The 3,655-nt window shown below is 58.1% G+C and carries 3 protein-coding genes; 1 reads left to right on the forward strand and 2 read right to left on the reverse strand.

Annotated elements, in window-relative coordinates:
• Positions 1–360 (reverse strand): hypothetical protein (locus tag ACH2EH_RS17030; protein WP_395143429.1); only part of this gene is annotated, 360 nt, incomplete at its 3' end.
• The gene (locus ACH2EH_RS17035) at positions 357–1,121 is read right to left on the reverse strand and encodes a hypothetical protein (protein WP_395143431.1); all 765 of its coding nucleotides are present in this window, start codon (positions 1,119–1,121) and stop codon (positions 357–359) included. The genes ACH2EH_RS17035 and ACH2EH_RS17030, both read right to left, overlap by 4 nt.
• Before the next feature lie 120 nt (positions 1,122–1,241).
• Between ACH2EH_RS17035 and ACH2EH_RS17040 the strand changes: the two genes are divergently transcribed.
• On the forward strand, positions 1,242–3,548 hold the full coding sequence (locus ACH2EH_RS17040; protein ID WP_395143432.1) for a tetratricopeptide repeat protein: 2,307 nt from the start codon (positions 1,242–1,244) through the stop codon (positions 3,546–3,548).
• Positions 3,549–3,655: the final 107 nt, after the last annotated feature.

Raw genomic sequence — 3,655 nt, forward strand, 5'->3', positions numbered from 1 at the left:
GTCGCCCAGATGGGCGAGGTCATCACTACGCAGCAGTGCTGTAAATGTCCGATCCAGCGCCGCTTGTCCAGCACGCAGCGTCAGGAATGTCTCTCGAAGCAGTGCTCCCTCATCGCCGACCGCACGTGAGCGCCCCGCTTGTTGGCTTACCAGTTCCGCAATGTCAGAAGAGGGTGTGGCAAAGGCGGTGGAGAGATGATCAACAGCAAGAGAGTACTGCTGGATCTGATCCCGCAAGCTCCCCGTCGGTGTGGTGCGTGGCAGGCTCCCGCCAGAGAGATCGGGCTCCAGCAGGGAGACGCCCCCGCAGCCAGCCAGTATGCTTGCACCTCCTAGATACAAAAAATCACGTCGTTTCATTGTTTTAATCCTTTCCCCTCGGGGCGCTTGATGAGCTCCCCACGGGGATTGCTCAGTGCGATCCGTACATCGCTGCCTTTATCTAGGATTGTGCGCAGAGTGAAGACCAGGTCCTGAACCTGCGTTCCCTGAGGCACACAAAAGACCAAGTTGAACTCCAGGCGTGCTCCGGGCAAGATGGGCTTGCTCTGAAACGACGGCGAGGCGATATCTGTAATGAGAGGCGGGTACGATTGGCCTCGGTCATCCGTCAGAGCCGTACGAACATCGGGCTGACTCCACCAAAGCTGCTGCGGACTGGTCTGACCATTCTTCGCTTCACAGCGAAACACGACTAGAAAATGCCCCGATTTAGGCGTAAATTTCGAGCCGTCTTGCTCAGCAACCGGGCTAGTGACTGCATAGTCCGTGGTGGTCTTCGTCTCAACAGAGTAGCTCGTCTCATTTCGAACGCTCTGAACCGTGAAGCGCCACTTGCCATCAAAGAGGGTATCTCCGAGCTTTCCGCGCAGCCCCTCCACTTGATTGGCTCCCCCTTCTTTGAGCAGTGCGTAGCCGGTTTTAGTCTTCACCACGCTCAGCCCCAGCGCCTTTGCGATATCAGCGATAGGCACCATTACCGAGTTACCAACCCGCTGGAGCTTGTCCGAGGCAAGTATCTCGTTTATCGTCAGTGTCCGCTCATTGCTCGCCTTGAGCTGGGCGCAGGCAGGCGCGGTAACAACAAGCATCAAACAGCTTCCTAAAAAGAGTCGTTTCATTTTTTTCCTTTATCTTTCTTTCCAAGCGTCCTACTTTCCAAGTGTCCTATTCTCTCGCAACGTCTGTGAACGAAGTGTGAACGGGGCAGGTTTTTCTGTGAATTTGGCGAATGTTAGCCCGTGTCTCTCACGCTTCGCTTTCTTGGCTCCCCACAAATTCAGCGCGCGGGTGTCACCGTGCAGCTTCCTCGAACGCGCAAAGCCGTTTGCTTGCTGGCTTTACTCGCTCTCCATGCGGGGCGCAGCGTGGGCAGAAAGTTCCTGGCTGATATGCTCTGGCCTGAAGCGGAGAGTAGTGTTGGGGCGACAAACTTGCGGCAGGCACTCGCGATTCTGCGGCGTTCGCTTGGCCCCGATGCAGATTTTTTGATCGCTGAGGGATACCAGGCACTGCGGCTAGAACTCACGGCATCAAACGGATTTTGCGATGTTTTAGCGCTCGATACGGCGCTCCAGAGCGGCGATTCCGAGAGGACAAAAGCACTTTATACGGGTCCGTTTTTGGAAGGATTCACCGACGATTGGATATTGACGGAACGTGAAAAGCGCGCAACTGCCGTCGCGATGTTGCTTGCGCCGCCCCATGTGACAAAACTCCCGGCGTTTCTGACGCCGTTTCTGGGCCGTACGGTAGAGAAAACTAAGCTACGGGAGCTACTCCAGCGCAAGGGCGTCCGTCTGGTGAGCGTTCTAGGTATGGGGGGGCTGGGAAAAACGCGCCTTGCACTGAGCGTGGCGGCAGACAGCCCCGAGGCAACTTTTGTGGACCTGTCTCTTCTCCCAACCACCACCAAACCGCCCTTACTCTGGCAAGCCATCGCGGAGGCACTGGAGCTATCCTCACTGACCGAAGCCGCTGTCTGTGGGGCACTCCAGACAGCCCCTGCGCTTTTGTTGCTCGACAACGCCGAGCAAGTTATTGAGACAGCCGCGCGGGTTGTTCAGGGACTCCTCAGCCGCTGCCCCAATACTAAGGTTCTGGTCACAAGCCGCGAGCCGCTACAGCTTCCCGGCGAGGTGCTTTTCCGACTACAACCACTCGGAGACGAAGAGGCCGTGGCACTTTTTGTTCAGCGTGCAGGGCTCGTGCAGCCCGGTGTTGAGCTGCCGGGGGACGCGCTGCGGAGCCTCTGCCAAAAGCTCGAAGGACTTCCTCTCGCGCTAGAGCTGGCGGCGGCGCGGCTTCGCGTGATGCAGATCGAGGAGCTTGAAGTGCGCTTGACGGATCGCTTTCGGCTACTGCGCTCTGACCAGCGCCGCGTGGACCGACACCAGACACTGCAAGCCACCCTCGACGGCTCATGGGAGCAGCTCAGTGCTGCCGAAAGACGTACCCTTGCCGCGCTCAGCACTCTCGTGGGAACCTGGCCCCGGGCACTCGCACAGGCGGTTGCCTTCTCCCCCGATACCGATGCCCTCGACGTATTAGAGGTACTAACAACTCTGGCAGATAAATCATGGCTCCAAGTTGTGGCGGGCCACTACAGCCTTTTAGAAACCATCCGCGAGTACTTGATGCCCCACCAGCTCCCCGAGGACCAGGCACGCCTTGTTGCGTTTGCCCTAGCAAATATCCCCTGGCATCGTGACACAGAGAGTGAGGCACAGTGGCTCGCGCGTCTTGAGCGACACAAAGATAACCTGCGCGCCGCTCTTACGCACGCCCCCCTAATTCTCGCAGCGGAGCTCGCGGTGGAGCTAGGAGACTACTTCGTGGTGCGAGGACGAACCGCAGAAGGCATTGCCCTCTACTCCTCACTACTCGCACAGATCTCCTTGAACCATCCACAGCGGGCGGGTATTCTGTACTTCTGGGCTCTGCTAGAGCAAGCCAGAAACGATCCGCAGAAAGCGGGAGAGCTTCTTGAGGAGAGCCTGGCACTCTGCGAGGCACAGGAAGACAGAGCCCTGCAGATCCGTGTCCTCGGAAATCTGGGTTTAAATGCTCGAAACCAGGCAGACCTCGCGAATGCCCAGCAACTTCTCCAGCGCGCTCTCGCTCTGTCCAAGGAGTTTGGCCCAGGGACGATGGGGGCGAACCTTATTCGCTTAGGCGTCGTGGAGCATGATCTGGGAAATCTCGCGGCGGCACGCGGCTACCTCACTGAGGCCATCAGCGTAAACCGGCACTCAAAGCAGGAAATCGGGCTCGCCGTGGCGTTAAGCAAGCTAGGCTATGTCGAGCGCGATGCCCAGTGTTGGAAAGTTGCAGAAGCCCTCTGGCGCGAAGCACTAGCCCTCCATCGCTCCTTGGGCTACATGCAGGAGCAGGGCAATGTGGCTCTGGTGCTGGGCAAGCTCTTGCATAAACAGGGCAAGTTCGAGGAGGGGGCTGCACTCTGGCATGAAGCACTCACAGCCTTTGAAGCAATTCAAGACACGGATGGCCTCGAACGGCTGCGGGGTATACTCTCGCCCGGAGGATAAGAAATCACTATGCAATACACCCGTCTGGGACGAACTGGGCTGCGCGTCTCGCGCCTGTGCCTGGGGACGATGAACTTTGGGCCACAGACCAGCCCCGAGGACTCTTT

This window comes from Armatimonas sp. (genome assembly GCF_043760365.1).
GTDB lineage: Bacteria > Armatimonadota > Armatimonadia > Armatimonadales > Armatimonadaceae > Armatimonas.